The 22,906-nt window shown below is 65.8% G+C and carries 19 protein-coding genes and 1 riboswitch; of the genes, 13 read left to right on the top strand and 6 right to left on the bottom strand.

Features of this window, described 5'->3' with window-relative positions:
• Positions 1-72 precede the first annotated feature (72 nt).
• Positions 73-165, bottom strand: a complete 93-nt coding sequence (pqqA, locus tag IE00_RS08705; RefSeq protein ID WP_072296681.1) for a pyrroloquinoline quinone precursor peptide PqqA — start codon at positions 163-165, stop codon at positions 73-75.
• 145 nt (positions 166-310) lie between these two features.
• Here pqqA and IE00_RS08700 point away from each other — a divergent pair, with 145 nt between their 5' ends.
• The 12 genes from IE00_RS08700 to IE00_RS08645 all read left to right on the top strand — a co-directional run bounded on the left by IE00_RS08700 (position 311) and on the right by IE00_RS08645 (position 14,511).
• Positions 311-1,369 (top strand): quinoprotein relay system zinc metallohydrolase 2, encoded by a 1,059-nt coding sequence (locus IE00_RS08700; RefSeq protein ID WP_072296680.1) that lies wholly within the window; start codon positions 311-313, stop codon positions 1,367-1,369.
• An 84-nt stretch (positions 1,370-1,453) separates the two neighbouring features.
• Complete coding sequence (locus tag IE00_RS08695) at positions 1,454-2,809, top strand: ABC transporter substrate-binding protein (protein ID WP_072296679.1); 1,356 nt, start codon at positions 1,454-1,456, stop codon at positions 2,807-2,809.
• A 69-nt stretch (positions 2,810-2,878) separates the two neighbouring features.
• Positions 2,879-3,874 carry a carbohydrate ABC transporter permease gene (locus tag IE00_RS08690; protein WP_072296678.1) on the top strand — a complete coding sequence of 332 codons (996 nt, stop codon included), beginning with the start codon at positions 2,879-2,881 and terminating at the stop codon, positions 3,872-3,874.
• On the top strand, positions 3,874-5,007 hold the full coding sequence (locus IE00_RS08685; RefSeq protein WP_072296677.1) for a carbohydrate ABC transporter permease: 1,134 nt from the start codon (positions 3,874-3,876) through the stop codon (positions 5,005-5,007). The genes IE00_RS08690 and IE00_RS08685 overlap by 1 nt, the downstream gene beginning before the upstream one ends.
• 10 nt (positions 5,008-5,017) lie before the next feature.
• Positions 5,018-6,544: an alpha-amylase family glycosyl hydrolase gene (locus IE00_RS08680; protein ID WP_072296886.1), complete on the top strand. Its 1,527-nt coding sequence runs from the start codon at positions 5,018-5,020 to the stop codon at positions 6,542-6,544.
• A 16-nt stretch (positions 6,545-6,560) separates the two neighbouring features.
• Complete coding sequence (locus IE00_RS08675) at positions 6,561-7,769, top strand: ABC transporter ATP-binding protein (RefSeq protein ID WP_083554195.1); 1,209 nt, start codon at positions 6,561-6,563, stop codon at positions 7,767-7,769.
• A gap of 81 nt (positions 7,770-7,850) precedes the next feature.
• A complete protein-coding gene (locus tag IE00_RS08670; protein WP_240493829.1) occupies positions 7,851-8,807 on the top strand; it encodes a GAF domain-containing protein in 957 nt (318 codons plus the stop codon).
• 128 nt (positions 8,808-8,935) lie between these two features.
• Positions 8,936-10,462 (top strand): aldehyde dehydrogenase, encoded by a 1,527-nt coding sequence (adh, locus tag IE00_RS08665; RefSeq protein ID WP_072296676.1) that lies wholly within the window; start codon positions 8,936-8,938, stop codon positions 10,460-10,462.
• 109 nt (positions 10,463-10,571) lie between these two features.
• Positions 10,572-11,627, top strand: a complete 1,056-nt coding sequence (locus IE00_RS08660) for a DNA topoisomerase IB (protein WP_072296675.1) — start codon at positions 10,572-10,574, stop codon at positions 11,625-11,627.
• Entirely contained in the window at positions 11,624-11,953 is a 330-nt protein-coding gene (locus IE00_RS08655) for a DUF779 domain-containing protein (protein WP_072296674.1), read from the top strand. The genes IE00_RS08660 and IE00_RS08655 overlap by 4 nt, the downstream gene beginning before the upstream one ends.
• A 71-nt stretch (positions 11,954-12,024) precedes the next feature.
• Positions 12,025-12,942 carry an N-acetyl-gamma-glutamyl-phosphate reductase gene (gene argC, locus IE00_RS08650; protein WP_072296673.1) on the top strand — a complete coding sequence of 306 codons (918 nt, stop codon included), beginning with the start codon at positions 12,025-12,027 and terminating at the stop codon, positions 12,940-12,942.
• Positions 12,943-13,062: 120 nt separating this feature from the next.
• On the top strand, positions 13,063-14,511 hold the full coding sequence (locus IE00_RS08645; protein WP_072296672.1) for a calcium-binding protein: 1,449 nt from the start codon (positions 13,063-13,065) through the stop codon (positions 14,509-14,511).
• Between the two features lie 45 nt (positions 14,512-14,556).
• Here IE00_RS08645 and gcvP read toward each other — a convergent pair whose 3' ends face one another.
• From gcvP to gcvT, 3 genes are read right to left on the bottom strand one after another with little or no spacing between them, the layout of a single operon-like run.
• Positions 14,557-17,397, bottom strand: coding sequence for an aminomethyl-transferring glycine dehydrogenase (gene gcvP / locus IE00_RS08640; protein WP_072296671.1), 2,841 nt, complete (start codon positions 17,395-17,397; stop codon positions 14,557-14,559).
• A 56-nt stretch (positions 17,398-17,453) separates the two neighbouring features.
• Positions 17,454-17,810: a glycine cleavage system protein GcvH gene (gcvH, locus tag IE00_RS08635; RefSeq protein WP_072296884.1), complete on the bottom strand. Its 357-nt coding sequence runs from the start codon at positions 17,808-17,810 to the stop codon at positions 17,454-17,456.
• A gap of 15 nt (positions 17,811-17,825) precedes the next feature.
• On the bottom strand, positions 17,826-18,950 hold the full coding sequence (gene gcvT, locus IE00_RS08630; RefSeq protein ID WP_072296670.1) for a glycine cleavage system aminomethyltransferase GcvT: 1,125 nt from the start codon (positions 18,948-18,950) through the stop codon (positions 17,826-17,828).
• A 146-nt stretch (positions 18,951-19,096) separates the two neighbouring features.
• Positions 19,097-19,186: riboswitch (glycine riboswitch) on the bottom strand.
• Between the two features lie 116 nt (positions 19,187-19,302).
• Between gcvT and IE00_RS08625 the strand changes: the two genes are divergently transcribed.
• Positions 19,303-20,976 (top strand): glycosyl transferase family 90, encoded by a 1,674-nt coding sequence (locus IE00_RS08625; protein WP_072296669.1) that lies wholly within the window; start codon positions 19,303-19,305, stop codon positions 20,974-20,976.
• Here the strand turns inward: IE00_RS08625 and IE00_RS08620 are convergent.
• Positions 20,973-22,052 (bottom strand): ABC transporter ATP-binding protein, encoded by a 1,080-nt coding sequence (locus IE00_RS08620; RefSeq protein WP_083554191.1) that lies wholly within the window; start codon positions 22,050-22,052, stop codon positions 20,973-20,975. The genes IE00_RS08625 and IE00_RS08620 overlap by 4 nt on opposite strands.
• Positions 22,053-22,125: 73 nt before the next feature.
• Complete coding sequence (locus IE00_RS08615; protein ID WP_072296882.1) at positions 22,126-22,905, bottom strand: SDR family oxidoreductase; 780 nt, start codon at positions 22,903-22,905, stop codon at positions 22,126-22,128.
• Position 22,906 lies beyond the last annotated feature (1 nt).

The raw sequence follows: 22,906 nt of genomic DNA, 5'->3' as shown, positions 1-22,906 counted from the left end.
GACCCCGCTTGATGAAAAAGACCCCGTCCGACGGAATCGGACGGGGCCGTCACTTTGCCGGTTAGGCAAGGCTCAGAACAGGACGGGTTCGTCCTCGGCCGGCGCATACATGTTGATTTCCATGCCGCAGGCGATCTCGGTCAGTGTCGGTTTCTTCCAGGCCATTCACATATCCTCCTTCATGTCAGGTCCGCCACATCGAAGGCGACTGGATTCAAATGTAGATCAGGGGCAGGATGAATCAACCCGACAAAAGTCTTAAGGTTAGGTCCGATGCGGGCGGATCGTGAAATTACTGGATTTTTCGGGCATGTTTCATCTGATTGTGAACGTCTGTCTGGCTGCGGCCCCCTCTGATTGCGCACCTGTGCTGCTGCCCGCGGGGGATGCCGCGACGCGGCACCAGTGCATGTCGCGGATGCAGCGAATCGCGGATGACTGGCTGGACGGCCGTCCGCAGCTGCGGGGTGACAGCCCCGACTGTGTCGACAATGCCGATCTGCCCGCCGCGCCCCTGACCGAATTGCGTCCCGGCATCCACGCGTTCCTGGGCGATCCCGTGCAGATGGAACAATCCCCCGATGGCCGCATCGCCAATCTTGGCGTCATCGAGGGGCGCGACAGCCTTGCCGTCATCGATGCGGGCGTCTCGCGGGCGCAAGGGCAGGCGATGTATGTCGCGATCCGGCGGATGACCGACAAGCCGATCAGCCATCTGGTCCTGACCCACATGCATCCCGATCACGTCCTGGGCGCCGAGGTCATGGCCGAGGCGGGCGCCACCATCGTGGCCCATCACGCCATGTCGAACGGGCTGCAATACCGCGCCGGCACCTATCTGGAAAACCTGCAGCGCCTGTTTCCGCCGTCGGAATGGATCGGCACCGGGGTCGCGCTGCCCCGGATGGGGGTCACGGATCGCGACGGCATCGACCTGGGCGGGCGGCCCATCCGGCTGCAGGCCTGGCCTTCGGCGCATACCGACAACGACCTGACGGCGCTGGATGTGACGACGGGAACCTTCTTCACGGGCGACCTTGTTTTTCGCGGCCTGACGCCGGTGGTTGACGGATCGCTTTCGGGATGGCTCTCATGGTTGCAGGGGGACCCTGCGGACGGGGCGCGGCTGATCGTGCCGGGGCATGGCGAACCCACCGCGGACTGGGCGCTGGCGCATCAGCCCCAGGAGGATTTTTTGAAAGCGCTTGCAGAGGCTGCGCGAAGCCGCATCGCCCAAGGTATTCCCATGTCCAAGGCCGTTCCGATGATCGCGAACGATCTGAAATCCTTTGCGACATCGTGGAATTCCTTCGACATGACCGTGGCACGCGATGCCACCGCCGCCTACAAGGAACTGGAGTGGGAATGATAAGCGTTTGACAGCATCGGTGAATCTGTCGAATGTTCACGGCAAAGGGCCGCCGCAAGGCCCGCAGCGTTCAGGGAGGACGACTTGAAGAAAACATTGCTGACTACCGCCGCCATCATCGCATTGGGTGCTGGCTTTGCGCAGGCTGAACTGGTGATCGAACCGGGCAGCGACGACCGCATCAACTGGGCCAGCCTGGACGAATTCAAGGCCGCCCATCCCGGTCTGGAAGGCGAAAGCTTCAACATTCTGGGGCCGTGGCTTGGCGGCGACCAGGAGCTGTTCCAGTCGGTCATCGCCTATTTCAACGAGGCGACCGGGGCGCAGGCGAACTATTCCGGTTCCGACAGCTTCGAACAGCAGATCGTCATCGACAGCGAGGCCGGATCGCCCCCCGACATGGCGGTCTTTCCGCAGCCGGGGCTGGCCGCCGACCTGGCCAAGCGCGGCTTCCTGCGCCCCTTGGGTGACGAAACCGCGCAGTGGCTGAAGGACAATTACGCTGCCGGCGAAAGCTGGGCGGCGCTGGGCACCTATGCCGATCAGGACGGCACCGAGCAGCTGTTCGCCTTCCCCTACAAAGCCGACGTGAAATCGCTGGTCTGGTACGTCCCCGAGAACTTCGAGGATGCCGGCTATGAGGTTCCCGAAACCTACGAGGATCTGAAGACCCTGACCCAGCAGATCGCCGAGGAGGGCGAGACGCCCTGGTGCATCGGCCTGGGATCGGGCGGCGCGACCGGCTGGCCCGCCACCGACTGGGTCGAGGACCTGATGCTGCGCACCGCCACCCCCGAGGATTACGACGCCTGGACCACCAACCAGATGCCGTTCAACGATCCCAAGGTCGTGGCGGCCATCGAGGAATTCGGCTGGTTCGCCAAGAACCCCGATCACGTCGCGGGCGGCGTCGGGGCCGTCAGTTCGACCGATTTCCGCGAGAGCCCGGCCGGATTGTTCGACAGCCCGCCCGCCTGCTATCTGCATCGCCAGGCCAGCTTCATCACGACCTTCTTCCCCGAAGGGACCATCGTGGGCGAAGATGCCGATTTCTTCTACATGCCCGCGCCCGCTTCAGGCGATCTGGGCCAGCCCGTTCTGGGCGGCGGCACCATGTTCGCGGTCCTGTCGGACAACCCGGCCGCCATGGCCTTCGTCGACTTCCTGAAAACCCCCGCCGCGCACGAGATCTGGATGGCGCAGCAGGGCTTCGTGACGCCCTTCACCGGCGCCAATGTCGAAGCCTATGACGACCCGACCGTCCGCCGCATGGGAGAGATCCTGCTGGACGCCACCGTCTTCCGCTTTGACGGGTCGGACCTGATGCCGGGCGCCATCGGCGCGGGCGCCTTCTGGACCGGCATGATCGATTTCGTGGGCGGCGCGTCCGCCCAGGAGGTCGCGGACCGCATCCAGGACACCTGGGCGTCGCTGAACTGATCGCGGCAGGAACCGACCGGCGCGACGGCACCAGGCTGTCGCGCCCTTTGTGACCAAGGGGGGTAGGACATGGAACTGCTGTGGTTGGCCGTCAGCACGATCGCCATCGGGGTGTTCGGATGCGTGGCATGGTTCTGGGGGTCGAACTGGCTGCTGGACCGGATCTATCCCGCCAAGGGTGAAAAGGCGGGCGACAACATCCGCCGCGCCGGCCAGATCAGGCCCTGGCTGTTCCTGGGGCCGGCCATCCTGTTTTTGGGGATGTACCTGGTCTATCCCGTCTTCGACAGCCTGTGGCGGTCGCTGTTCAATTCGGACGGGTCGCAATTCGTGGGCGTCGACAACTATGTCTGGCTGATGGGCGACGCCAAGTTCCGCGAATCGATGCTGAACAACATGCTGTGGCTGTTGGTCGTGCCGGCGCTGGCGACGCTGTTCGGCCTGCTGGCGGCGCAGCTGACCGACCGGCTGAAATGGGGTAATATCGGCAAGTCGCTGATCTTCATGCCGATGGCCATCAGCTTTGTCGGCGCGGGCGTGATCTGGAAATTCATCTATGAATATCGCGCATCCGGCGAAACCCAGATCGGCCTTCTGAACTGGATCGTGACCCAGTTCGGAGGCGAGCCGCAGATCTGGCTGACGCTGCCCGGCTGGAACAACTTCTTCCTGATGATCGTGCTGGTCTGGATCCAGACCGGTTTCGCCATGGTGATCCTGTCGGCCGCCCTGCGCGGCATCCCCGAGGAAACCATCGAGGCCGCCGTGCTGGACGGCGCATCCCCCCTGCAGGTCTTCTTCAAGATCAAGGTGCCCCAGATCATGGGCACCATCGCCGTCGTCTGGACCACAATCACCATCGTCGTGCTGAAGGTCTTCGACATCGTGTTTGTGATGACCAACGGCCAGTGGGGCACGCAGGTGCTGGCCAACCTGATGTATGACTGGATGTTCCGCGGCACGCCCGATTACGGGCGCGGATCGGCCATCGCCATCGTGCTGATGATCCTGGTCACCCCGATCATGGTCTGGAACATCTACAACGCCCGCAAGGAGGTTCGCTGATGGAAGGCATGGCCGGACAGAAATCGTCGCTGGCTTGGGCGGTCAATCTTGCCGCCTTCCTGCTGGTGCTGTTGTGGACGATCCCGACGCTGGGCTTGTTCGTGTCCTCGTTTCGCGACCGCGACCAGATCTCGACCTCGGGATGGTGGCAGTCGTTTTCCGGGTCGGTGCAGACCGGCTTCGTGCGGTCGGGCACGACCGATGACCAGGTCCAGCGCGACGGGCTCTACGTGATCGAGGGCAGCGCGCTGGAAGGCACGCAGGAACTGGTGTCCTGGGGCACCAGCGCCCGCGCCCCCGATGCCAACGCGCCCGGCGACACCGTCGAGATCGAGCCGGGCGTCAACCTGACCGTGGCCGAGGATGGCCGCTATCAGATGACCTCGGCCCAGCCCTTCGACATGCGGCGCGGCGAGCGGATCTTTACCACCACGGAATCGCCCCCCAGCTTCACCACCGACAACTATGCCAGGGTGATGACGGCGGGCGGTCTGGGTCGAGCGTTCATGAACACGATGACGGTGACCATCCCGGCGACTGTGATCCCGATCCTGATCGCGGCCTTCGCGGCCTATGCGCTGGCATGGATGCGGTTTCCGGGCCGCGCGATCCTGACGGCCTGCGTGGTCGGCCTGTTGGTCGTGCCGCTGCAGGTGGCGCTGATCCCGCTGCTGCGGATGCATAACGACCTGGGCATCGGCAAGGGCTATCTGGGGATCTGGCTGGCCCATACCGGCTTCGGCCTGCCCTTGGCGGTCTATCTGCTGCGAAACTACATGGTCGGCCTGCCGCGCGAGGTGATCGAAAGCGCGCGCGTCGACGGCGCGACCGAGTTCCAGATCTTCCGTCGCATCATCCTGCCCCTGTCCTTCCCGGCGCTGGCCAGTTTCGCGATCTTCCAGTTCCTGTGGGTCTGGAACGACCTGCTGGTCGCGACGGTCTTTCTGGGCAATACGCGCGAACAGCTGGTGATGACCGGCCTGCTGCGAGAGCTGATGGGATCGCGCGGAGGTGAATGGGAGATCTTGGCGACCTCGGCGTTCATCTCTATCGCGGTGCCCTTGGCGGTCTTCTTCGCGATGCAGAAATACCTGGTCCGCGGATTGCTGGCCGGGTCAGTGAAAGGTGGATGAATTGACGGAAATGAAGACGGATTGGTGGAAGGGCGGCGTGATCTATCAGATCTATCCGCGCAGCTTTCAGGACACGACGGGGGACGGCATCGGCGATCTGACCGGGATCGCGCAGCGCCTGCCCTATGTCGCGTCACTGGGCGTGGATGCGGTCTGGATCTCGCCCTTCTTCACCTCTCCGATGCGTGATTTCGGCTATGATGTCAGCGATTACCGCGGCATCGATCCGATCTTCGGCAAGATGGACGATTTCGAATGGCTGGTCGAACGGGCGCATGAACTGGGCCTGAAGGTGATGATCGACCTGGTGATGTCGCATACCTCGGACCAGCATCCCTGGTTCAAGGAAAGCCGCGCCACCCGCGACAACCCCAAGGCGGACTGGTATGTCTGGTCGGACCCCAGGCCCGACGGAACGCCGCCCAACAACTGGCTGTCGATCTTTGGCGGCAGTGCCTGGCAATGGGATGCGCGGCGCGAACAGTATTACCTGCACAACTTCCTGAACTCGCAGCCCGACCTGAACTTCCACAACATGGAGGTGCAGGACGCGTTGCTGGACATGGTGAAGTTCTGGCTGGAAAAGGGTGTGGACGGCTTCCGGCTGGACACGATCAACTTCTATTTCCACGACGAACAGCTGCGCGACAACCCGCCCTTGGCGCCGGAACTGCGCAAGGCCGACACCGCACCGGCCGTGAACCCCTATAACCACCAGAGCCACCGCTACAGCAAGTCCCAGCCCGAGAACCCGGTCTTCCTGGAGCGGTTGAACCAGGTGATCGTGCCCTATGGCGCGTCGGTCGTCGGCGAAATCGGCGACAGCGAACGTGGGCTGGAACTGCTGGAGGAATATACCGGCGTGCCGGGGCGCGTGCAGATGTCCTATGTCTTCGACTTCCTGTCGGGCGACAACCTGCCGGCCAGCCGCATCGTCGAGGTCTTCGAGGGCCTGCTGGCGACCGCGCCCAATGCCTGGCCGTGCTGGGCCATGTCGAACCATGACGTGGTGCGCCATATCAGCCGCTGGAACCTGACCGATCAGGCGGCCAAGGCCTATGCCACGGTGCTGATGTGCCTGCGCGGGTCGGTCTGTCTGTATCAGGGCGAGGAACTGGGCCTGCCCGAAGCCGAGCTGAAATTCGATGAATTGCGCGACCCCTATGGCATCGAGTTCTGGCCCGAGTTCAAGGGTCGCGACGGCTGTCGCACGCCGATGGTCTGGGACATGGGTGTGAATGGCGGCTTTTCGACCAGCCAGCCTTGGCTGCCGGTGCCGCATCCGCATCTGCAGCGGACCGTGGTCGGCCAGGAAGCCGACGCCCAGTCCATGTTGCACCACTACCGTTGGGCGATCGGACTGCGCAACAAGCACAGCGCCCTGCGTCGCGGCAGCATGACCGACATCAGGTCCGAGGGTCCGGTCCTGTCGTTCCGCCGCGCAGACGACCAGCAGACCCTGCTGATCCGGGCCAACCTCTCGGAAGACGAGGTGGCCGGGCTGATGCCGTGGCAGGTCCAGATCATCGAAGGATAAGGGAGAGAGAACCGAAATGGCCGACCTCAAATTGACCAGCCTCGCCAAGTCCTATGGCGATGTCAGCGTGCTGAAGGACATCGACCTGGATATCAGGTCGGGCGAGTTCATCGTCTTTGTCGGCCCTTCGGGTTGCGGTAAGTCGACCCTGCTGCGGATGATCGCGGGGCTGGAACAGATCACGGCTGGCGAACTGCAGATCGCGGGGCGGGTGGTCAACGACATCCCCCCCAGCCAGCGCGGCATCGCGATGGTGTTCCAGTCCTATGCGCTTTATCCGCACATGACGGTGCGCGACAACATGGCCTTTGCCCTGAAGATCGCGGGCCAGTCCAAGGACCAGATCAGGGCCGCCACCGACCGCGCGGGCAAGATGCTGCAGCTGACGCCCTATCTGGACCGCCTGCCCAAGGCGCTGTCGGGCGGCCAGCGCCAGCGGGTGGCCATCGGCCGGGCGATCGTGCGCGATCCGCAGGTCTATCTGTTCGACGAACCGCTGTCGAACCTGGACGCCGCCCTGCGCGTCGCCACAAGGATCGAGATCGCGCAGCTGAAGGCATCCATGCCCGACCGCACGATGATCTATGTCACCCATGACCAGACCGAGGCGATGACGCTGGCCGATCGCATCGTGGTGCTGGCCGGTGGCGGCATCGCCCAGGTCGGCGCGCCGCTGGAGCTGTATGAACGCCCGGTCAATGAATTCGTGGCCCAGTTCATCGGCAGCCCGGCGATGAACCTGCTGCCCGGCCGCGTCAAGACCGTCGGCCCCGTCACCACCGTCGCGCTGGAGGGTGGTCTGGAAGCCCGGGTCGCCATCCCCACGCGCGAGGGCGATCAGGGCATGCAGGTCAACCTGGGCGTCCGCCCCGAGGACATGCGCGAGGCCGATGGCGATGCGCTGTTCGAGGGCACCGTCGATCTGACTGAGGCCCTGGGCGAGGTGACGCTGCTTTATTTCGGGACCAATGCCGAAACGGTGCCGATCATCGCCAAGCTGCCGGGCATCCATCCGGGCCTGAACGGGCGCAAGGTGCGCCTGACCGCCGATCCCGATGCGCTGCACCTGTTCCACAACGGGCAGTCGCTGCTGTATCGTGACGGCGACCTGCCGCCCTATCAGCCGCGCACGACGCCTTCGGGCAGCATGGGCAGCACGCCTGCGGGCGACGACCGTCAGGCCCCGACCGACGGCATCATCAAGCCGGAAGGCCCGGTCCGCTGAGGACCCCTCCGGGGTGCGACCAAAGTTCTGCATCGCGCCCCGGAAACTCTGTTATAGTTCCCCCACCTTGGGAGGGGGAACATGATGCAACGCAACCACGCCGATCTGGTCGCCGAGCAATCGCAATCGCGCAGCGCCACATCGGCCCTGGCCGCATCCTGGCGGCGGTCGATGATGAAGCACGGGCTGGATCCCGGTGATCACCGCACGCCCGACCGGCTGTCGGCCACCGAACTGCGACAGCGCCACCAGGCGATGCAGGCGTTCCTGCATGTCGCGGGTCCGCAGCTGGACCAGCTTTACAATCTGGTCGGCCTGTCGGGCTGCAACGTGCTGCTGACCGACGCGCATGGGGTGGTGCTGGACCAACGCGTGTCGGATGGCGATGCGGCGCAGTTCCGCGAATGGGGTCTGTGGCGCGGCGCCGACTGGTCCGAGGCCGCGCAGGGCACCAACGGCATCGGCACCTGTCTGGCCGAGGGGCGGCAGGTCACCATCCATCGCGACGAACATTTCCGCACCCGCAACACCGGCATGTCCTGCATGGACGCCCCCATCTGGGGCCCCGACGGGCGGCTGCTGGCGGCGCTGGATGTCAGCAGCGCGCGCGCCGACCAGACGGAACGCTATAACCGGCTGATCTCGGCGCAGGTGGCGCAGACGGCGCGCGGGATCGAGGCGATGTTCTTCCGTTCCAGCTTTCCGGATGCGCGGATCGTGGTGGCCTCGGACGATCACCCCGATGCGGCGGTCCTGCTGGCGGTGGACAAGGACGACCTGGCCATCGGCGCGACGCGGGCCGCCCGCCGCATGCTGGGTCTGGAACGCGAGGGGCGCATCCGTCCGCGTCCCGCCGCCGATCTGCTGGGCCGCCAGGACGACCTGACGGGCTTCGACCGCGCCGAACGCGCGGCCGTCATCCGGGCGCTGGCGCGGGCGCAGGGCAATGTCTCGGCGGCGGCGCGGGCCCTGGGGATCGGGCGGGCGACCATGTACCGGCGCATGACGCGGCTGGGGATCAGCGAAAACCACGGCTGACTGTCCCACCGCTGATACACCTTCTGCGCCGCGGCGATGATCACCCGTTGCCGCGAATCGCTGCGCGGCTCAGCCTTGGGGCATACCCGGATGGGGAGATCCGGGAAGACACCCCAAGGAGGAAACCGATGCCGAACGACCAGACGCATGAATTCAAGGGCGTGGGCGTGATGCCCTTTGCCGCCCGTTACGACAACTTCATCGGTGGTGAATGGGTCGCGCCGAAATCGGGCAAGTATTTCACCAACACCACCCCCATCACCGGCGCCGCCATCGGCGAGATCGCCCGGTCGAACGCCGATGACATCGAGGCCGCGCTGGACGCCGCCCACAAGGCCAAGGACGCCTGGGGCAAGGCCTCGACCACGGAACGGTCGAACGCGCTGCTGAAGATCGCCGACCGGATGGAACAGAACCTGCAGCTGCTGGCCACCGCCGAAACCTGGGACAACGGCAAGCCCATCCGGGAAACCATGGCCGCCGACCTGCCGCTGGCCGTCGACCATTTCCGCTATTTCGCCGGTGCCCTGCGCGCCCAGGAAGGCGGCATCAGCGAGATCGACCACGACACCGTCGCCTATCACTTCCACGAACCGCTTGGCGTCGTGGGCCAGATCATTCCCTGGAACTTCCCGCTGCTGATGGCCTGCTGGAAGCTGGCGCCCGCACTGGCCGCCGGCAACTGCGTGGTGCTGAAGCCCGCCGAACAGACCCCGGCGACGATCATGCTCTTTGCCGAACTGATCGCCGACATCCTGCCGCCGGGCGTGCTGAACATCGTGAACGGTTTCGGCCTGGAGGCCGGCAAGCCCTTGGCCAGCAACCCGCGCATCGCCAAGATCGCCTTCACCGGGGAAACCACCACCGGCCGGCTGATCATGCAATACGCGTCGGAAAACCTGATTCCGGTGACGCTGGAACTGGGCGGCAAATCCCCCAACATCTTCTTCGAGGATGTCACCCGCGAGGATGACGATTTCTTCGACAAGGCGATCGAGGGCTTTGTGATGTTCGCGCTGAACCAGGGCGAGGTCTGCACCTGCCCGTCGCGCGCCCTGATCCACGAAAAGATCTATGACCAGTTCATGGAAAAGGCGCTGAAGCGGGTCGAGGCCATCGTCCAGGGCGATCCGCGCCACGAGGCCACGATGATCGGCGCCCAGGCATCCAGCGAGCAGAAGGAGAAGATCCTGTCCTATTTCGACATCGGTCGGAAAGAGGGCGCCGAGATCCTGACGGGCGGCGAAACCGCCGATCATGGCGGCGAATTGTCGGGCGGCTATTACATCAAGCCGACGGTCTTCAAGGGCCACAACAAGATGCGCGTCTTCCAGGAGGAGATCTTTGGCCCGGTCGTGTCCGTGACCACCTTCAAGGATCATGACGAGGCGCTGTCGATCGCCAATGACACGCTTTACGGCCTTGGCGCGGGCGTCTGGTCGCGCGATGCCAACACCTGCTACCGCTTTGGCCGCGCCATCCAGGCGGGCCGGGTCTGGACCAACTGCTATCACGCCTATCCGGCCCATGCGGCCTTCGGCGGCTACAAGCAGTCGGGCATCGGGCGCGAAAACCACCGCATGATGCTGGACCACTATCAGCAGACCAAGAACATGCTGGTCAGCTACAGCCCCAAGAAGCTTGGCTTCTTCTGATCCGCAACGGTGGGCGGGCCGCCGGGGCCGCCCACCGATCCTTCGGCAACCGCCGGGGGATCTGCGGCGTTGGGGCAGGACGCATCCCCTCCCTGTCGGACTGCCCCACATGCCCAAGGACTGCATCATCGACCCCCAGGACGCCGCCGAAAGCGCGGGCCTGATTTACGTGAACGACGACATGGCGGGCATCACCCGCGTCAGGTCGGGCAAGGGCTTTTCCTATCGCGACGCAACAGGCCGGACGATCAGGGACAAGGCCGAACGCAAGCGCCTCGCGGCTCTGGCCATTCCGCCCGCCTATGACGATGTCTGGATCTGCCCGGACCCGCGCGGCCACATCCAGGCGACGGGCCGCGATGCCAAGGGGCGCAAGCAATACCGCTATCACCCGGATTTCCGCGAGGTCCGCGACAGTGCCAAATACGACCGCATGCTGGATTTCGCGAAGGCCCTGCCGGCCTTGCGCGCGCAGGTCGATCAGGACATGTCGCGACGCGGGATGCCCGCGGAAAAGGTGCTGGGCACCATCGTCTATCTGCTGGAACACACGATGATCCGCGTCGGCAATTCGGATTATGTCAAACAGAACAAGTCGCACGGCCTGACGACCCTGCGTGATCGCCATGTCAGCTTCGACGGCAACCGGATCCGGTTCAGGTTCCGCGGCAAAAGCGGCAAGGAATGGGATCTGGGGCTGCGCGACCGCCGCGTGGCGCGCATCGTGCGGGCCGCGCAGGAGATCCCCGGCCAGCACCTGTTCCAGTATCTGGATGAAGACGGCGCGCGGCATCAGGTGTCATCGTCGGATGTGAACGCCTATCTGCGCGACATTTCGGGGCGGCAGATCACGGCCAAGGATTTCCGCACCTGGACCGGCACGGTTCTGGCCGCCCTGGCGCTGTCGGAATATGAAAAGGCCGACAGCGACGCCGCCGCCAAGCGCAACATCCGCGACGCCATCGAAACCGTGGCGGCGCGTCTGGGGAACACGCCGACCATCTGTCGCAAATGCTATGTCCATCCACAGATCATCGATGCCTATCTGGCCGACGAGTTGAAGCTGGAACTGCAGGACAGCATCGAGGACAATCTGAACAGCGCGGACCTGCGCCCCGAGGAAAAGCAGGTGCTGCGCCTGCTGAAAAGGAGGTTGAAGTCATGAGCACCGTCACCGCCACCCCCGAAGCCCTGGACCTGATCCGGGAAATCGTGGCCGATCACGGCCCCGTCCTGTTCCACCAGTCGGGCGGCTGCTGCGACGGGTCGTCGCCCATGTGCTATCCCCAAGGCGAATTCCGCATCGGCGACCGCGACGTGAAACTGGGAGAGATCGGCGGCGCGCCCTTCTACATCTCGGCCAGCCAGTACGAGGCGTGGCAGCATACCGACCTGATCATCGACGTTGTGGCCGGGCGCGGCGGCATGTTCAGCCTGGATAACGGGCGGGAAAAGCGCTTTCTGACACGGTCGCAGCTGTGCAGCATCTGATGCGCATGGACGTTGTGACCCCGCACAGGTTCGGCTAGACAGGCGGCACCCCCCCAAAGGAAGGTTGTCCCATGACCCACAGCGTCTTCATCGATGGCGAAGCCGGAACCACCGGCCTTCAGATCCGCGACCGCCTGCTGGGACGCGACGACATCCGACTGATCCAGATCGACCCCGCACGCCGCAAGGATGCAGAGGCGCGGGCCGAGGCGTTCCGCGCCGCCGATGTCGCGATCCTGTGCCTGCCCGATGATGCCGCGCGCGAGGCGGTCGAACTGACCCGCGACATGGATGTGCGCCTGATCGACGCGTCGACCGCGCATCGGATCGATCCGGACTGGGTCTTCGGCTATGCCGAACTGGCCCCCGAGATGCGCGAACTGATCGCGGGCGCGCGGTTCGTCAGCAATCCGGGCTGCTATTCCACCGGTTCGATCGCGATGATCGCCCCGCTGGTGGCGGCCGGCTTGATCGAGGAAAACGAGGCGCTGACCATCAATGCCGTCAGCGGCTATACCGGCGGCGGCAAGGCCCTGATCGCGGAATACGAGGCGCAGACCGCGCCGCAGCATTTCGTCTATGGCCTGACGCAGCGCCACAAGCACATCCCCGAGATCATGACCCATGGCGGCTTGCTGATCCAGCCGATCTTCTCGCCCTCGGTCGGGAATTTCGCGCAGGGCATGGCGGTACAGCTGCCGCTGCATCTGGATGACGAACGCAGCATCGCGGGCCTGCATCAGGCGCTGTCCGATCACTATGCCGGGCAGGATTTCGTGCAGGTCGTGCCCGCCGACCAGATCGGCGCGCGGATCGATCCCACCGCGATGAACGGCACCAACGTGATGCAGATCAGCGTCCATGGCGACGAGGACGCGGGCTGTGCCAATGTCATCGCGGTGCTGGACAACCTGGGCAAGGGCGCATCGGGGGCCGCGGTTCAGAACCTGAACATCATGCTGGGCCTTCCGGAAGGCGCGGGGCTGTAACAGGCCGCAGGCTTTATCCTTTGACAGACGGAAAATCCGGTCGTTAACGTTTCAGGCGTTCACACGTGCCGGAAGGCCTGCAAATGGCTGCAGGCCTCCGTTGTCAAACCGGAGGCCGAGATGGCGAGACTGACCGCAGATGCCCGCTTTGATCAGACCCGGATGGATCTGAATGTCCTGAGCCGCAACCTTGTCGATGTCGAATTCTTCGACGACGTCAATCTTGCCATCGACGGCCAGGCCATCGAGGATGTCTTCCTGATCAGCTATGTCGATGGCGGCTTTGATTCCAGCGCCTATCTGGGCGGCCGGGATTTCCGGCTGGGTTCGGACGGTTTCTCGATCATGGGCACGCTGAACGCGGTCGCCATTGCTGCCGAAAGCGCGGGCGTGACGATCCAGGACTGGCGGATCAGCGGCCTTGATACGCCTTTGTCCGACCTGGTGACCGCCGCCGAAAGCGCGGGCCAGGCCGACGACCGGCAATTCATCAGCCGCGTCCTGTCGGGCAGCGACGTCTTCCGGCTCAGCTTCGGTGACGACAGGGCGATGGGTCTTGACGGCGATGACCGGATGATGGGCAAGGGCGGCGATGACCGCCTGCAGGGAAATGACGGCGCCGATACGATCCTGGGCGATGGCGGCGCGGACCTGCTGTGGGGTGGCAAGGGCTTCGACGTCCTGCGCGGTGGATCGGGTGCCGATACCCTGATCGATGGCATGGGCAACGACCGGCTGTTCGGCGGCCTTGGCGACGACCGGCTGTCGCTGGACATAGGCGCGGACGTCATCGATGGCGGGGGCGGCACCGACCTGCTGACTTTTGGCGGAACACGCGACATTCGCATCGATCTTGCGCGAACCGGCGCGCAGGACACGGGGTTTGGTCGCGATGTCATCACCGGCATCGAAATCGTTTCCGCCGGCGGCGGCGATGATTTCCTGGGCGGCAATGGCGCCGCCAACATCCTGCGGGGCAATGTCGGCGATGACCGCATATCCGGCAGGGGGGGCAACGATCTTCTTGATGGCGGCATTGGCAACGATCTGATCACGGGCGATTTCGGCAACGACACCCTGCTGGGCGGCAATGGCGCCGATACCGTGATCGGCGGCGGGGGCCAGGACCAGCTGCTGGGGGGCTTTGGCGGTGACCGCCTGGAGGGTCACGCGGGCAGCGATCAGCTGACGGGCGGTCGGGGCAATGACCTGCTGATCGGCGGTCGCGGGCGCGACCTCATGACCGGCGGGCAGGGCGCGGATGTGTTCAAGTTCAACATGCTGGCGGATTCGGGGCGCTTTGCCGCCGGGGCGGACGTGATCCAGGATTTCGGTGTCGGACGCGACCTTATCGACCTGTCGGCGATCGATGCGGACATGGGGGTCAAGGGCAATCAGGCCTTCACATGGTCGCTGGACGGGCTGAGCGGACAGGCGGGCCAGCTGGCGATGCTGATCGACGCGGACCGGACCCGGGTAATCATCGATATCGACGGCGACGCGACCGCCGACATGATGATCAGCCTGATGGGTCAGCTGGATCTGGGTGCGGATGATTTCATCCTGTGACGTCATGCCCTGCGCAGCCGGACTGCGCAGGGCGGTCTTCGTCCCTTATTCCGCGGCCTCGGCATAGGCCTCGAGCGGCGGACAGGTGCAGATCAGATTGCGGTCGCCATGGGCATTGTCCACGCGCCCGACCGGCGGCCAGTACTTGTCCACGCGGAAGGCACCCGGCGGAAAGCAGCCCTGTTCGCGGCTGTAGGGGCGGTCCCAATCGCGGACCAGATCCTCGACCGTGTGGGGGGCGTGGCGCAGGGGGCTGTCCGCGACGCCGATCCGGCCTTCGGCGACATCGGTGATTTCGTCCCGGATCGCCAGCAGGGCGGTGATGAAGCGGTCGATCTCGGCCTTGGTCTCCGATTCCGTCGGTTCGACCATCAGCGTGCCTGCGACGGGCCAGCTCATGGTCGGGGCGTGAAAGCCGTTATCGACCAGACGCTTGGCGATGTCATCGACCGTGACGCCGTGTTCGGCAAAGGGACGGGTGTCGATGATGCATTCATGCGCCACACGGCCACGATTGCCCATGAACAGGATCGGATAGGCCCCGGTCAGCCGCGCCGCGATATAGTTGGCGTTCAGGATCGCCACGCGGGTCGCCTGCGTCAGCCCTTCGCCGCCCATCATCAGGCAATAGGCCCAGCTGATCAGCAGGATCGATGCGCTGCCATAGGGCGCCGCGCTGACCGCGCCGCTGTCACCTGACTGCGGATCGCCGGGCAGGAAGGGGGCCAGATGCGCGCGCACGCCGATGGGCCCCATGCCGGGACCGCCGCCGCCATGCGGGATGGCGAAGGTCTTGTGCAGGTTCAGGTGGCTGACATCGCCGCCGATCTCGCCCGGTTTCACCAGACCGACCAGCGCGTTCATGTTCGCTCCGTCGATATAGACCTGTCCGCCATGATCATGGGTGATGTCGCAGACCTGACGCACGGTGTCCTCGAAAACGCCATGCGTGCTGGGATAGGTGATCATCACCGCCGCCAGCCGGTCGCCGGCCTTGGCCGCCTTGTCGGCGAAATCCTCCAGGTCGATATCGCCGTTCGGGGCCGATTTCACCACCACGACCTGCATGCCGCACATCTGCGCGGTGGCGGGGTTGGTGCCATGGGCGCTGACGGGGATCAGGCAGATGTCGCGCTGATCGTCCCCGCGACTACGGTGGTAGGCCTGGATGGTCAGCAGCCCGGCATATTCTCCCTGCGCGCCGCTGTTGGGCTGCATGGAAAACGCGTCATAGCCGGTGATGCGGCACAGCTTTTCCACCAGATCGCCGATCGCCTCGTGGTATCCCGCCGCCTGATCATGCGGCGCGAAAGGGTGCAGCGCGCCGAATTCCGGCCAGGTGATGGGCATCATCTCGGCGGCGGCATTCAGCTTCATGGTGCAGGACCCCAGCGGAATCATCGCCCGGTCCAGCGCCAGGTCGCGGTCCGACAGGCGGCGCATATAGCGCATCATCTCGGATTCGGCGCGGTTCATGTGGAAGACCGGATGGGTCAGATAATCGCTGTCGCGCAGCAGGTCGTCGGGGATGGCGGGCGCCGTGGCGGGCGTTGCCGCATCGGTGATGCCGAAGGCGTCCAGCAGCTTGGTGATGACGGTCGCGTCCGTCGTCTCATCCACGCTGATGCCGACGCGGTCGCGGCCGACCTTGCGCAGGTTGATGCCACGGTGACGTGCGGCGGCCATGATGCCCTGCTGGCCCACGCCGACGCGCACGGTGATCGTGTCGAAGAAGGCCTCGGGGGCGACATCCGCGCCCGCGTCGCGCAGGGCGTCGGCGATGGTCACGGCATGCAGGTGGACGCGCTGCGCGATGGCGCGCAGGCCCACCGGCCCGTGGAAAACCGCATAGAAGGACGCCATCACTGCCAGCAGCGCCTGCGCGGTGCAGACGTTGCTGGTCGCCTTTTCGCGGCGGATATGCTGTTCGCGGGTCTGCAGCGACAGGCGATAGGCCTGGTTGCCCGAGGCGTCGATGCTGACGCCGACGATCCGCCCCGGCATGGCGCGCTTCAGCGCATCGCGGCAGGACATGAAGGCCGCGTGCGGCCCGCCATAGCCCATCGGCACGCCGAACCGCTGCGCCGAACCCACGGCGATGTCGGCACCCATCGCACCCGGTTCCTTCAAGACGCAGAGCGCCAGAAGGTCGGTCGCGACGATGGCCAGCGCGCCCGTGCCATGCAGGGCGTCGATATCGGCGGTCAGGTCGCGGACATGCCCATAGGTGCCGGGATACTGGAAGATCGCGCCAAAGACGGCTGCGGGGTCCAAGTCCTGGGCGTCGCCCTGGATGACCTCGATGCCCAGGGGGGCGGCGCGGGTCTGGATCACGGCGATCGATTGCGGGTGCAGGTTGCGATCGACGAAGAAGCCCTGGGCCTTCGATTTCGACTGGCGGCGCGCCATGGCCATCGCCTCGGCGGCGGCGGTGGCTTCGTCCAGCAGCGATGCGTTCGCCACCGGCAGGCCGGTCAGATCCGCGACCATGGTCTGGAAGTTCAACAGCGCCTCAAGCCGCCCTTGGGCAATCTCGGGCTGATAGGGGGTATAGGCCGTGTACCAGGCGGGGTTTTCCAGGATGTTGCGCTGGATCGCGGGGGGCGTGACGGTGCCGTAATAGCCCTGGCCGATCAGGCTGGTCATCACGCGGTTCTTCGACGCGACCTCCTTCATGCGGGCCAGCAGGCCGGCCTCGGACAGGGCGGGCCAGTCCAGCACGTCCTTCTGGCGGATGGCCTGGGGCACGGTCTGGTCGATCAGCGCATCCAGGCTGTCGGTGCCGACGGCCTTCAGCATCTGCTCCATCTCGGCGGGCGAGGGGCCGATATGGCGGCGGTTGGCGAAATCATCGGGGTTGTAGTTGCTTGCTGTCCAGCGGGTCATCGGCGTCACGCTCCAGAGAGGGGGTGTCCGGGGGCGCGGTCCGCCCCCGGTCGGGATCAGTCGACCAGCGCCTTGTAGGCGGCCTCGTCCATGAAGCCTTCGATCGCGGCCGGATCGGCCGGCTTGATGCGGAAGAACCAGGCCGCCATCGGATCGGCGTTCACGTCGCCCGGCGCATCGGCCAGCGCGGTGTTGACGGCCGTGATGGTGCCGCCGACGGGGGCAGTGATGTCAGAGGCGGCCTTGACCGATTCGATGACCACGATCTCGTCTCCGGCAATGACATCGGTGCCTTCCTCGGGCAGTTCGATGAAGACCACGTCACCCAGTTGTTCGCTGGCGTGTTTGGTGATGCCGACCACGATCTCGTCGCCTTCGGCGCGCAGCCATTCGTGGTCGTCGGTGTATTTCAGCATGGAAAGGGTCCTTCAGCGTTTATAGGAGGGCGTGACAAAGGGCAGTGCGGCGATGGTGACCGGAACGCGCTTTCCGCGCAACTCGGCCCAGATGGTGGCGCCTTCGGGAAGGTCCGCATCGATGATGGCCATGGCCACCGGGCCGCCGACGGTGGGTCCGAAACCGCCCGACCGCACCGCGCCCAGAACGTCGCCGCCCGCCTGATCGGCATAGAGGGCGACGCCCTCGCGGATGGGGGCGCGGCCTTCGGGGCGCAGGCCGCGGCGGGTCCGGGCGGGGCCGGTTTCCAGTTCGGCCAGGACGGCATCAGCGCCGGGAAAGCCGCCTGCCCGCGCGCCGCCGTTGCGGCGGGCCTTGGGGATCGACCAGCCAAGGGCGGCCTGGGCCGGCGTCACGTCGGGGTCCATGTCATGGCCGTAAAGCGGCATGCCGGCCTCCAGCCGCAGGCTGTCGCGGGCGCCAAGGCCGATGGGGGCGACCTCGGGCTGGTCCAGCAGGGCGCGGGCGAAAGCCTCCAGCGCGGTCGCGGGGACCGAGATCTCGAACCCGTCCTCGCCGGTATAGCCCGACCGCGAGATCCACAGTTCGTGCCCCTGCCAGCCGAAGGTCAGGCTGTCCATGAAGCGCATGTCCACGGTGGCCGGGATCAGGCGCCCCAGCACACCCGCCGAACGCGGACCCTGCAAGGCCACCAGCCCGCGATCGGTCACGGGTTCGATGGCGACGCCGTCCAGCGTCCGCAGATGGGCGATGTCCTGTTCGGCGCAGGCGGCATTCACCACCAGCAGGAAATGATCGCCCCGGTTGGCAAACATCAGATCGTCCAGGATGCCGCCGTTTCCGTCGGTGAACAGGCCATAGCGCTGGCGTCCCGGCGCCAAGTCCAGCACATTGGCCGGGATCAGCGTTTCCAACGCAAGCGCGGCGGTCTGGATGTTGCCGTCCAGCGGGCGCACCAGGACCTGTCCCATATGGCTGACATCGAACAGCCCGGCGTTTTCGCGGGTATGCAGATGTTCGGCCATGACGCCCATCGGGAACTGGACGGGCATGTCCCATCCGGCAAAGGGCACCATCCTGGCGCCAAGTTCGACGTGAAGGTCGTGCAGACCTGTCCGGCGGGTCGTGTCGGCCATGGGGCCTCCTGCTGTTCCTGCCGAAAGCTCGGCATCGGTTGGGCGGGCAAGCTGCCCGCGCGTCGATGCCCCCTCTGTCCCTGCCCGGATCGGGCGCCTGAGATCGTTATCCCTTCGGCGGGCCTTGCGGCCACTCTCCAGAGTTCTTGGGGAAAACGGTCCTTTTGCCTGAGAGTTCGCCGGGGCGGCTGCTCCTTCGGCCCCGGATTGTCACCGGTTTCTCCCGAATTCCTGTGATGGTGCTACTGTCAGGCCGCTGTCAAAGCAAGCCTTTTGTCTTAGGGGGCGGTGCGGTTGACAGCGCCCGCCGCCCCGGCCCATCGTCCGGGCGGACCTGTCGCGGAAAGATCCGATGCCCCCCAAGTTCTTCCAGATCGGCTTCAACAAATGCGGCACGACCTTCATCGCCAGGCTGTTCGACCTGAACGGCATTCCCGCCATCCACTGGGCCGAGGGTGCGCTGGCCGATGACATCGCCTATTCGCGGCTGACGGGGCGGGCACCGCTGCAGCGCTGGTCCCGCGACACCGTCGCCTTCACCGACATGGAATCGGTGCGGTTCCTGAACATGCCGGTCATCGAGGCCTTCAAGGATTATGCCTTTCTGGATGCCAGCTTTCCGGATGCGGTCTTTCTTTTGAACACGCGCGATGTCGATGATTGGGTCGCCAGCCGCTATCTGCATTGGGGCGGGCGCTATGCGCGCAGCTATGCGGCCTGCCTGGGGGTGCCGCTGGCCGATCTGGGCGATATCTGGCGACAGGACTGGCACGACCACATCGCCGGCTGTCGCGCCCATTTCGCGGGCCGCGACCGGTTTCTGGACATCGATATCGACAGGGCCGCCCCCGAGGATTACCGCGATGCCCTGGCCCCCTGGTTCGACCTGCCCGTCCTGCCCAAGGCGCCGGGCGCGGGGGTGCGCCAGGCCCGCAAGTCCTATCCGGAACGTCTGCAAAAGATGCTGCAGGCCCCTGCATCCGACATCCGCCCCGACCGCCGGGACAAGCTGGCCGCCCGATTGGCAGGCTTAGCCCGACCCGCGCGGCTGACGGGGCGGACGGGATGCCCCGGCGATCACGCGCTTCTGCTGGATCTGGACCTGGTGCGGCTGACGGATTCCAAGGGTGCGGCGCAGCCCGTCACGCGTGGACCGGATGGGCGTTTCTATCAGGATGCCGGGCATTTCGAACTGCTGCGCACGACTTCGACCGCGAATGACATCGCGCAGCTGACGGATACGGGCCGCTATTGGCTGGACATGCGGCCTGCCTGCCTGACGGGCAGCGTCCAGCCTGCCGGCGGGCCGGTGATCGCGGGGTTGCGCCGCCGGGGGGCCAGCGACGTGTTCCTGTGGCCCGCGCCCTGGTTGCACCGCATCGGCAATGCGGGCTTTCCGGGTGCCGGCATTGCCGATGATCCGCCCTTCGACGACCGCCCCGACATCGCCGTCTGGCGCGGCGCGCTGTCGGGCTATGCCCAGGACCCCGGCGCGCAGGATCTGCATCTTCGGGTCGAAGGCGCCCTTGGAGACCATCCCGATGCCCAAACCATCCGGCGCAGCGCCCGCTGGCGGTTCCTGAAGGCCCATGCGGGCATGGCGGGGACCGATCTGGCGCTGCGGGCCGATGGCCGGACGCGGCGCGCGCTGAAGGCGGCGGGGCTGAGCGTCCCCATGCGCGATGATGCGCCGCAGGGTCGCTATGCCATCTGCCTGGGGCGCAGCGACGGTGACGCCGATTTCCTGCCTTTGGCCAACAGCCACGCCGTCGTCCTGAAAGAGGAGGATGGCTGGGAAAGTTTCGCAACCGGGCTTTGCAAGCCGTGGCGGCATTATATCCCGCTGGCCTCGGGCGGGGCGGATCTGGAGGCACGACTGGACTGGGCGCGGGCGAATCCGGATGAATGTCGGCGCATCTCGGGCCGGGCGCGGCGGATCTGCGAAGGCCTGGCCGATCCCGCCGGGCGTCGCGCGCATCTGGAACAGGTGCTGGCGGCCTATCGCGCGGCCACGGGGCAGGGCTAGCTGCGGGGAAAGACGAAGACGCGGTCGCGGCGCAGCATCAGCCACATCTGCGTGTCCACCGGTGGCAGAAAGACCCCCGGCACCGTCGCGTTCAGGCTGATGTTTCCCTGATCCGTGGCGAATTCCACCAGCGATTCGCGGCCCAGATAGCGCGCCCGCGTGACCCGTGCGCGCGCCGCCGTGCCGTTTTCGACCGTGGGGGCCGGTCCCTGGCCCGCACGGTCGAAATCCAGTTTCAGATGCTGGGGGCGGATGACGATATCGACCCGCGCCCCGTCGGGCATGCCCGGCGTCAGGAATTGGCCGAAGGGCGTGTCGGTCAGCGCGCCTTGGACGGTGCCTTCCAGAACATTGATATCGCTGAAGAACCCTGCCGCCTGCCGGTCCACCGGCGCGTTATAGAGGTTATAGGGCGCCCCCTGCTGGACGATGCGCCCCTGACGCATCAGCAGGATCTGGTCGGCCATGCGCATCGCCTCGTGCGGTTCATGGGTGACCAGCAGGACGGCGGTGCCTTCCTCCTTCAGCAGAGCCAGGGTTTCGTCGCGGATGCCGTCGCGCAGGCGTTCGTCCAGGCCGCTGAACGGTTCGTCCATCAACAGCACGCGGGGGCGGGGGGCCAGGGCGCGGGCCAGGGCGACGCGCTGCTGTTCGCCGCCCGACAATTCATGGGGAAAGCTGTCGATATGGGCCGACATGCGCACCCGGTCCAGCAATTCGGTCACGCGGTCGCGGTTGGCCTTGAAGCCGCCGGGAAGGCCGAAGGCCACGTTTTCGCGGACGGGCAGATGGGGAAACAGGGCAAAGTCCTGGAACATCAGCCCGATGGCGCGGCGTTCGGGGGGGACGCGGAAATGCGTGTCGCAGATCAGCTTGCCGTCCACCATGATGCGGCCGCTGTCCTGCATGTCGACGCCCGCGACGATCCGCAGCGTCGTCGATTTGCCGCAACCCGAAGGCCCCAGCAGGCAGGCCACCTGCCCGGCCTGGACTTGGAAGCTGACGTCCTCGACGACGGGCGCGCCGTCGAAGGCGCGGGTCAGGCTCTGGACTTCCAGTCTTGGGGGCGTCGTCACGATCTTGGCCTTGGCAGATGGAAAGGGTCGGGGATGCCTATCAGGGCCACCCCCGGCCCGCAACTGCGGCCCCTTACAGCGTGGCGTTCACCGCGCCGCCATCCAGCAGGATGTTCTGGCCGACGATGAAGCGCGCCTGCTGGCTGCACAGGAAGGCGCAGGTCGCGCCGAAATCATCCGCCCGGCCATAGGTGCCGGTGGGAATGGTCGCCTCGCGCTGGGTGCGGGCCTCGGACGGGGTGATGCCCTTGGACTTGGCCACGCCCGCGTCAAGGCCGGTGGCACGGTCGGTGTCGTGGATGCCGGGCAGGATGTTGTTCACGCAGACGCCCTTGCCCGCGACCTGGCGCGACATGCCCGCGACAAAGCCCGTCAGGCCGGCACGCGCCGTGTTCGACAGCCCCAGCACCGCGATGGGTGATTTCACCGATTGCGAGGTGATGTTGACGACGCGGCCCCAGCCCCGGTCCATCATGCCGGGCACCAGCGCCTGCATCAGCGCCACGGCCGACAGCATGTTGGCGTCGATGGCCTTGATGAAATCGTCGCGGCTCCAATCCTGCCAGTCGCCGGGGGGCGGGCCGCCCGCGTTGGTGACAAGGATATCGGCCTGCGACACGGCATCCAGCACCTTGGCGCGGCCTTCGGCGGTGGTGATGTCGGCGGCGACCGGCGTGACGCTGACGCCGTATTTCTCGGCGATTTCATGGGCGGCCTGGGTGATTTCGGATTCGGTCCGGCTGTTGATGACCAGATCGACGCCCGCCGCGGCCAGCGCCTCGGCGCAGCCCCGCCCCAACCCCTTGGATGCCGCGCATACCAGCGCCCGCTTTCCCTTGATGCCCAGATCCATC

The sequence above is a fragment of the Paracoccus sp. SM22M-07 genome (assembly GCF_001887735.1).
GTDB lineage: Bacteria > Pseudomonadota > Alphaproteobacteria > Rhodobacterales > Rhodobacteraceae > Paracoccus.
This window is presented reverse-complemented; position numbering and strand designations above follow the sequence as displayed.

What these genes read in the sequence shown, in the direction of transcription:
- IE00_RS08685 (WP_072296677.1), top strand. Translation starts at nt 3,874, where the DNA reads ATGGAAGGCATGGCCGGACAGAAATCGTCGCTGGCTTGGGCGGTCAAT.
- IE00_RS08675 (WP_083554195.1), top strand. Translation starts at nt 6,561, where the DNA reads ATGGCCGACCTCAAATTGACCAGCCTCGCCAAGTCCTATGGCGATGTC.
- IE00_RS08700 (WP_072296680.1), top strand. Translation starts at nt 311, where the DNA reads ATGTTTCATCTGATTGTGAACGTCTGTCTGGCTGCGGCCCCCTCTGAT.
- IE00_RS08625 (WP_072296669.1), top strand. Translation starts at nt 19,303, where the DNA reads ATGCCCCCCAAGTTCTTCCAGATCGGCTTCAACAAATGCGGCACGACC.
- pqqA (WP_072296681.1), bottom strand. Translation starts at nt 165, where the DNA reads ATGGCCTGGAAGAAACCGACACTGACCGAGATCGCCTGCGGCATGGAA.
- adh (WP_072296676.1), top strand. Translation starts at nt 8,936, where the DNA reads ATGCCGAACGACCAGACGCATGAATTCAAGGGCGTGGGCGTGATGCCC.
- IE00_RS08670 (WP_240493829.1), top strand. Translation starts at nt 7,851, where the DNA reads ATGATGCAACGCAACCACGCCGATCTGGTCGCCGAGCAATCGCAATCG.
- gcvT (WP_072296670.1), bottom strand. Translation starts at nt 18,950, where the DNA reads ATGGCCGACACGACCCGCCGGACAGGTCTGCACGACCTTCACGTCGAA.
- gcvP (WP_072296671.1), bottom strand. Translation starts at nt 17,397, where the DNA reads ATGACCCGCTGGACAGCAAGCAACTACAACCCCGATGATTTCGCCAAC.
- argC (WP_072296673.1), top strand. Translation starts at nt 12,025, where the DNA reads ATGACCCACAGCGTCTTCATCGATGGCGAAGCCGGAACCACCGGCCTT.
- IE00_RS08645 (WP_072296672.1), top strand. Translation starts at nt 13,063, where the DNA reads ATGGCGAGACTGACCGCAGATGCCCGCTTTGATCAGACCCGGATGGAT.
- IE00_RS08690 (WP_072296678.1), top strand. Translation starts at nt 2,879, where the DNA reads ATGGAACTGCTGTGGTTGGCCGTCAGCACGATCGCCATCGGGGTGTTC.
- IE00_RS08655 (WP_072296674.1), top strand. Translation starts at nt 11,624, where the DNA reads ATGAGCACCGTCACCGCCACCCCCGAAGCCCTGGACCTGATCCGGGAA.
- IE00_RS08660 (WP_072296675.1), top strand. Translation starts at nt 10,572, where the DNA reads ATGCCCAAGGACTGCATCATCGACCCCCAGGACGCCGCCGAAAGCGCG.
- IE00_RS08615 (WP_072296882.1), bottom strand. Translation starts at nt 22,905, where the DNA reads ATGGATCTGGGCATCAAGGGAAAGCGGGCGCTGGTATGCGCGGCATCC.
- IE00_RS08680 (WP_072296886.1), top strand. Translation starts at nt 5,018, where the DNA reads ATGAAGACGGATTGGTGGAAGGGCGGCGTGATCTATCAGATCTATCCG.